At 45.0% G+C, this 7,455-nt stretch carries 8 protein-coding genes; 5 read left to right on the plus strand and 3 right to left on the minus strand.

Features of this window, described 5'->3' with window-relative positions:
• Window positions 1-216: hypothetical protein (locus tag QTO00_RS11150; RefSeq protein ID WP_331424882.1), on the minus strand; the 216-nt coding region annotated here is incomplete at its 3' end.
• Window positions 217-295: 79 nt separating this feature from the next.
• Here QTO00_RS11150 and QTO00_RS11155 point away from each other — a divergent pair.
• The 5 genes from QTO00_RS11155 (at window position 296) to QTO00_RS11175 (ending at window position 4,402) form a co-directional block, all read left to right on the plus strand.
• The gene (locus QTO00_RS11155; RefSeq protein WP_331424883.1) at window positions 296-1,297 is read left to right on the plus strand and encodes a LacI family DNA-binding transcriptional regulator; all 1,002 of its coding nucleotides are present in this window, start codon (window positions 296-298) and stop codon (window positions 1,295-1,297) included.
• Window positions 1,298-1,510: 213 nt separating this feature from the next.
• Window positions 1,511-1,837, plus strand: coding sequence for a PTS sugar transporter subunit IIB (locus QTO00_RS11160; protein ID WP_038207986.1), 327 nt, complete (start codon window positions 1,511-1,513; stop codon window positions 1,835-1,837).
• A gap of 3 nt (window positions 1,838-1,840) precedes the next feature.
• The gene (locus QTO00_RS11165; protein WP_331424884.1) at window positions 1,841-3,178 is read left to right on the plus strand and encodes a PTS sugar transporter subunit IIC; all 1,338 of its coding nucleotides are present in this window, start codon (window positions 1,841-1,843) and stop codon (window positions 3,176-3,178) included.
• Window positions 3,178-3,540, plus strand: a complete 363-nt coding sequence (locus QTO00_RS11170; protein ID WP_331424885.1) for a PTS lactose/cellobiose transporter subunit IIA — start codon at window positions 3,178-3,180, stop codon at window positions 3,538-3,540. The genes QTO00_RS11165 and QTO00_RS11170 overlap by 1 nt, the downstream gene beginning before the upstream one ends.
• Entirely contained in the window at window positions 3,521-4,402 is an 882-nt protein-coding gene (locus QTO00_RS11175; RefSeq protein WP_331424886.1) for a DUF7916 family protein, read from the plus strand. The genes QTO00_RS11170 and QTO00_RS11175 overlap by 20 nt, the downstream gene beginning before the upstream one ends.
• A 184-nt stretch (window positions 4,403-4,586) precedes the next feature.
• On the opposite strand, the gene QTO00_RS11180 is transcribed toward QTO00_RS11175, so the two are convergent.
• Both QTO00_RS11180 and QTO00_RS11185 read right to left on the minus strand, forming a co-directional pair.
• Window positions 4,587-5,666 (minus strand): TRAP transporter substrate-binding protein, encoded by a 1,080-nt coding sequence (locus tag QTO00_RS11180; RefSeq protein ID WP_331424887.1) that lies wholly within the window; start codon window positions 5,664-5,666, stop codon window positions 4,587-4,589.
• Window positions 5,667-5,937: 271 nt separating this feature from the next.
• Window positions 5,938-7,455, minus strand: a 1,518-nt coding sequence (locus QTO00_RS11185; RefSeq protein WP_331424888.1) for a lysophospholipid acyltransferase family protein, incomplete at its 5' end; no start/stop codon positions are given.

A 7,455-nucleotide genomic window follows, 5' to 3' on the forward strand; every position in this document is an offset into this window, starting at 1 on the left:
GGTGAGAATATGGGGCTTTTTTCTAATCTCGAGAAAAGGGTAAGTAAACAGGCTACTACTTAGTACAGGTGCAGAATGAAGGTGATTGAGTAGCGTCATCAATATATGAAGATTGCTGAATCTCGGCTGTGTTTTTTTGCGAGTAAGTTGTTGTGAATATTCATCAATAAATGCAAACCGTGAACTGCGAACGTGACCAATACTAGTGAACAACATCAATTGTCTTCTAAATAATACCCGTTCTGGTATGTTTAGAGCAGAGGCCAAAGCGACGTTGTAGTTATATGAGGATTTGATGGCAACCATTTCAGATGTGTCCCGAATAGCGGGGGTGTCTAAAGCGACTGTATCACGTGTAATTAATGGTACAGGGCAAGTGAAAGAAAGCACGCGCCTTTTGATTGAATCCGTTATGAAGGACCTAAACTACAAGCCGAGTTCAGTGGCGCAAGCGCTAGCGACTAAGAGTGGCAATAGTATTGGCCTTGTTTTATCTGATTTTACTGGCAGTTACTTTGGGCTGTTGCTGAAGCAGGCGTCAATCAGTGCGGATAGTATGGGCAAGCAGTTACTTATTGCGGATGGACATAATCATGCAGAGAGTGAACTCCAGGCGGTCCATTCATTGGTAGAGAAGAGGTGTGATGTTGTTGTTTTATATAGCCGAATGCTATCTGAGCAGCAGCTTATTGCACTAAATCAGTCTATTGACGTTCCTTTGGTTAATGTTGGCCGTCGCTTACCCGAAGAGGCGGGTTTTTCTGTCAGTTTTGATCAACAACATGCGGTGAAAATGGCGGTTGAACATCTGGTTTCATTAGGGCACCGAGCGATTACCTATGTCGGTCCACCACCTAATACCCCAACTTCGGTATCGCGACTCGAAGGTTTCCATTCGACAGTTAAAACACACTCAAAAAAACGTCTATCTACTCATCACCTTGATTGCAATTTTGGTTTTATTGAAGGTTATACGGCGGGGAAAGAGCTTCTGAGTGGCTCTAGTCTACCGCAAGCGCTTGTTACGGCATCAGATGATATTGCAGTTGGTTGTATTAAGGCATTTTCAGAGCAAGGGATAAACGTTCCTGGCGATGTATCGATTGTAAGTATCGATAATGACCCTTTTAGTGCATTTGTCATTCCTTCACTCACCACCGTTGATTTGCCAATTCAGGCAATTACACAGCGAGCAATGGAGGTTGCTCAGCAGTTGGTTCAAGGACAGTCAATCCCTTCGGCTGAAGTTATTCAAGGAAGTTTAGTTTCTCGTTCTTCCGCCAAGCCCATCAATTAATAACCTTGTTTTGGTGCTCTCTTCGGGTAGAGCACCGCGTCGCTCATGTTTGTGATCTTAATAGGTGAGTTCGCTCCTATTCATGCCTAAAAAGTAGACATGCGCTGCATATTTTGTATTCAATGCTCTTATTCAATCTCTCTTACGGTATAAATGTAACCGGTTACTGAAACCGGTTACATTTTTCCGGGAATAAGTTAAAGGAGAGACAGGATGAAGATTTTTTTATGCTGCGCGGCTGGTATGTCAACCAGCATGCTAGTCAGCAAAATGGAACATGCAGCGCAAGAAAAAGGTATCGAGTGTGAGATCTCTGCTCATTCGATTGCTGAATTTGAAGATTGCTTGAAATGGAGCGATGTATGCTTAGTCGCACCACAAGTTCGTTTTAAATTTGAAGAATTTCGTAGCATCGCTCACGAACAAGGTAAGGCTTGTGGGCTTATAGACATGATGAACTATGGAATGTTGAATGGTGATGCGGTACTTGATCAAGCCGTCGCGCTTTTCAATACAAACAGAATAACAACGGAGAGTTAGGCTATGGCTTTTTTCGACAGGGTATTGAGTTTTGTAGAAAATGTGGTCGCCCCGGTAGCCGGAAAAATATCGGCTCAGCGACACGTTAATGCGATTAAGGATGGTTTCGTATCGACAATGCCATTTTTGATTGTGGGTTCTTTGCTATTGGTTTTAGCTTTTCCCCCGTCAGAAGGGAATTTTTTCTTTGACGGTTGGCATGGATTGATTGCTGCAATTGGTAAAGACAACATCATGGCACCATTTCAATTGAGTATGGGTATTTTTGCACTATACGCCTCTTTTGGTATCGCATTCAGTTTAGCAGAAGCGTATAAGCTACGTGCAATGAACACGGGTATGTTATCTATGTTTGCCTTCTTGCTCGCTGCTGCTCCTATGGTAAATGTAGAAATAGGTGGTGTGTTGCCCGGGGCTTTCTTAGGCGGAACAGGCGCTTTCACTGCGATTTTATGTGGATTGTTAGTTCCCGAGATGCAAAGACTGCTGATCAAATATAACATCCGAATTAAGATGCCTGATGCTGTACCACCAAAGATCTCCGCATCTTTTGATCTGCTTATTCCGATCGTGTTCATCTCAGTGATTATCATGTCGATCAATGTATATCTTGGTCAGCATGATCTGAAAATCCCGACTGCGATTATGCAGCTTTTCCAACCGCTCGTTATGGCATCTGACAGCTATATCGCCTGTTTAATTGCTGTACTTATCGTACAGGTTTTGTGGTTCAGTGGTATTCATGGTGGTTCCGTTGTTGGTGGCATTATCGGTCCTATGTTATTGATTAACTTAGGTCTCAACCAAGATGCATTAGCTGCGGGTGAACCGCTTCCGGCTATTTTTATCAACCCCGTGATGGACTTCTTTATTTTTGTTGGAGGAGCAGGCGGTACTTGGGGATTGGTCTTAATGATGATGCGCTCTAAAGCGACTCAGCTAAAAACCATCGGCAAGATGTCCATTGTTCCAGGCACCTTCAATATCAATGAACCCGTGATTTTCGGTACACCAATCGTTATGAACTCTATCTATTTCATACCTTGGTTGCTCGCTCCAACGATCAATACTTCTATTGTTTGGTTAGCGTTTAAAACGGGGTTTGTTGCCAAGATCATCGCCATTCCGCCTTGGACTATGCCAGCGCCGATTGGGGCAATCATCGCAACCAATTCAGGAACCGCAGCTTTGGTCGTGTTAAGTAGTGTGGTTGTGAGTGCGCTAGTGTTCTATCCATTCTTGAAGATTCATGAAAGGCAGTTGTTAAAAGAAGAGCAAGCTGCAAATGCAACATCACCAAAAGCGGCTGGTTCGGCAGGTATTGAAGGAGAGTTAGCGTAATGAGTTCAGAAATAACTACTGTTGAAGACATTACCGAAGAGTTTTTGATGCTACTACTGTGTCAGGTAGGGGAGGCGCGATCTGCCTGCATGCAAGCGATGTCCTACGCTCGTCAGGAGCAGTTTGATAAAGCACAAGCGTGTTTATCTGTAGCAGATGAAGCTTTGGTCAATGTGCATAAGTCGCAAACATCCTTGATCGGTTTTGATGAAGGAGCGGGCAAAGTGCCGATGACTTTGATCCTCACACACATCCAAGATCATATTATGACCACCATGCTATGCCGTGATCTTGCCGATGAAGTCATGGTTATTCACAAGAAACTAGAGAAGGTGATGCAAAATGAAAAAGCGTATATTTGATTATACCTTGGCCGACTTTCGTGGGGCGTCGCGTCAACAAATCGTTGAGAGTATTCGAAACTCTGAGGGTAGAACGTTAATGGTGGAGAATGTCGTTGCTATAACTCCACCGCTAGATGTGGTCTCTGGTGCAGAAATTGCCGCTGCATTCGGTGCGGATATGATCACGCTAAACTGCCTTGATGTGATGAATCCAGTGATTAAGCTTCTGACGGAAGACCCTGATGAATCAATGACGGTTGCTGATATTAAAGCAGCAACGGGGCGTTTAATCGGTTGTAATCTTGAACCTATTCCGGCAGATGTTAAGCATGTTGATATTGGCCGTACCGTCACGAAAGAGACAGTACAAAAAGCAGTGGAATTGGGTTTAGATTACGTCATGTTAACCGGAAATCCGGGTAACCGTGTGACTCAAGAGACGATTCTTGAAGCGATTTCTCTAGTGCGAAGTGTTTCTTCAGAGCTGATTGTTGTTGCTGGTAAAATGCACGCAGGCGGGGTTGGCAATGACTATAATTTGGCCATTATCCCTGAATTCGCCAAAGCGGGAGCGGATATTATGATGTTCCCTGCGCCTTATACCACTCCAGGTGTGGATGCTGGTTTAGCTCATCAGATGATGGCTGAGGTGCATAAAACTAACATGCTCGGCATGCTTGCAATCGGTACATCGCAGGAAGGTGCTGATGAATCCTATATTGAGCAGGTGGCAATGGCGGCGAAAGCTGCAGGCGCTGATATCGTTCATATCGGGGATGGTGGCTATAGTGGAATTGCACCACCAGAGAATATTATGAAGCTCGGTATTACTCTGCGTGGTCGACGTCACCAATATAAACGTATGGCCAATCGGCGCTAGCGTTTACCTAGTTATGTTAAAATTTCTTTTTGTGGAGGGGCTAAGCTCCGTCGAAAGATAAAAACAGATTCTATATGTTGTTCACTCATGTTCAACTGGATTGGTTTTTATGCCTCCATGTAAAGAAACAAGCCAGCTTGGTCCCCCTAGGCTGGCTTTTCTGTCTATTGGCAGAGGTCGGCGATTAATGACTCTCTAAATACGCTTTAGAAGAAATATCCGTCCAAGCTCGTACTTTTGCTAAGTACTGTTTTTGTGATTCAATGATCTCTTTGGCAAGCGCATCGTTGTTGGCTTGTTGTTCAAGCAGTTCAGCCGTAGCGGTTTGCATCGCTTTGAGTACTTGTGGCGGAAAATCTCTCACTTTGATATCTGGATACTCGGCGCTCATGGTTGCCCAGCTATTGGCGTTAGCATCAACAGCTTGAGTGTACATATCAAATGCAGATACTCGGAATGCGGTCTCTAAAATTGCTTGCAGATCTTTTGGTAAAGAGTCCCACTTCTTCTTATTAACTAGGAACTGAGTTTCTGAACCTGGCTCATGCCAAGCAGTGTAGTAGTACGGGGCTATTTTTTGAAAGCCCATCCGCAGGTCAAACGCTGGCCCCACCCACTCTAGAGCGTCAATGGTGCCGCGTTCTAATGAGGTATATAACTCACCAGGGGCGATATTCGTTGGTGCAGCGCCTACTTTTGCCATGACTTCGCCTGCAAATCCAGGGATGCGAATCTTAAGCCCTTTAAGATCTTCTACGGAGTTAATCTCTTTTTTAAACCAGCCACCCATTTGGATATCTGAGTTGCCGCCCGGGAAGGAGAGGAGGTTGTGTGGAGCATAGACTTTTTCCATTAACTCCATACCGCCGCCACGATAGAACCAGGCATACTGCTCTGTGGAGATCATGCCAAATGGCATAGAAGAGAAGTATAAAGTGTTAGGCACTTTGCCTTTCCAATAATAAGAGCTTGAGTGGCCGAGATCGTACTGACCAGATTTGACCATATCAAAGATGCCTAAGGGCGCTTTGTGTTTGTTGGCAGAGTCGATACGGATTTGGAGACGGCCGTTGGACATCTCTTCGGCTAGCTTGGCCATATTTTTGGTCGCATCGCCAAGGATGGGCGTGTTTGGCCCCCAGGTTTCGGCAAGCTTTAAACGATAGATTTTATCCGCAGATTGAGCAGAGAAAGAGCCAAGAGCGAAGGAGAGTGTAAGTGCAGCTGCGAGTATCGAGCGCAGTTTTTGTTTTGATGGCAACATAGTGATGATACTTCCTTGTTGTTGTGTTTATATTTTTCCCCTAGCTTTTCTCTTGTTGATTTTTTCGTCAATCTTCTTTGTCGTGAGTAAATATGCGTATTGCAGGTTTTATGTCTAAATAAAGAAATATTGATAGATGTAAATACCAGTTAGTAACAGAAAGCTATATTGATCTAGTTATGCGTTATTAATTAACAGAAGATAGTCTGGAAGGTAAAAGTGCTGCGTGGGTCACGCAGCACAGAGAGTAGCGGTACAACCTATCGATCTTTTAGAGATTGATGCCATGAGCCTTGAGGTAACCTTCCGCTTGAGTAGGGCCCATATATCTCACTAACGTTTTGAGCGGCACATCTCTGAGATCAACCATGATCAATCCATCGAGAGCATTGTTAAATGCGGGATCGACGTTAAAGGAGACCAGTTTTCCATTCAGTCCAAGGTATTGTCTTAGTAACACAGGAACGCCTTTGCCTTCATCGATTCTGGCTATGACTCGTGAGAGTAATTGAAGATCGGCAAGGGCGGTTAACATGCTTGCATTCCAACTCTGCGGAGGGCTTGGGAGAGGATTGGAAGGCGTGACAAACCCTGCTTTCTCGGCATCATAGTGATGGAGCGTCATGGTTTGGGCTAATAGCTGTCTGGTTTGATCGCTATAGTCATTACTAATGCTGACGGGTCCAAACAAGTGTGTGTATTGTGGGTTTTTATCAACATAAGCGGCAATACCTTTCCAAAGCAGTAATAGAGGCGCCATGCTTTTCTGATACTTCTCATCAATCACTGAGCGTCCCATCTCTATCGCTTTACCCATACTGGCGACAAACCTTTGGTCAAAGTTAAACAGCGTGCGTGAGTATAACCCCTTGATACCGTGCTCAGCGACGAGCTGATCTACCAACCCAAGGCGGTAAGCGCCCACTAAGCAGCGATTGTCTTTGTCCCATATAAATAGGTGGAGATAGTCACGGTCGAACCCATCCAGATCGATAGCGAGCCCAGTGCCTTCGCCAACTTGGCGGAAGTTATGTTCTCTTAGTCTGCCAATTTCGTGCATGAGTGATGGAATATGTTCCGCCGTCGTGCAGTAAACATTAAATTCCGCACTAGAAAGCATCAGGTGATCGTCGGGCAGGGCATGAAGATCTGCTTCTAGATCATGAATTGGTAGTGGATCCGCGATCGGTAATGCAGGGGAGACAAGCGATGGCTGTTGCGGATCTGTGAGGCTACTGTTTTGCAGCAGATAGGTGTTCAGTCTTAGGTAGTTGACGATTTGCGTGTCCGTCAGTCCATTCACCTCTTTGTATCTGATTGCCGAACCGATAGAGATATGAATTTTTTGGTTTGATTTATTGAGCAGTTCGCGGCCAAGCATCAAAGTACGTAGTAGAGGGTGCACCTTTCCTGCGAGATAGAATCTTTGCGAGTTTTGACCATCAATAAAGACAGGGATAGTTGTTGCTCGCGATTTGCGAATCAGGCTACTGACAGAACGACTCCACTCTTTATCTTCGAGTCGCTGCGCTTTTCTATCGACTAACTGAGAGACTTCTCCCGCTGGAAATAGTAGTAGCAGCCCACCTGCACTCAGGTGCTGATGCGCTTGTCTCAAGGCTTTTAGGTTGGCTTTATGCGCATTCTGTCCTTCGAACACATCCACACCAATGAAAAGCTCATCGAGTTCAGGGACGGTTTTTAGGTACTGATTAGCGAGAATCTGGACGTCACTTCTGATCTGTAGCAGAAGCTCTGCGAGGATGACTCCCTCGACACACCCTAGTGG

The organism is Vibrio sp. M260118, from assembly GCF_036533755.1.
Lineage (GTDB): Bacteria > Pseudomonadota > Gammaproteobacteria > Enterobacterales > Vibrionaceae > Vibrio.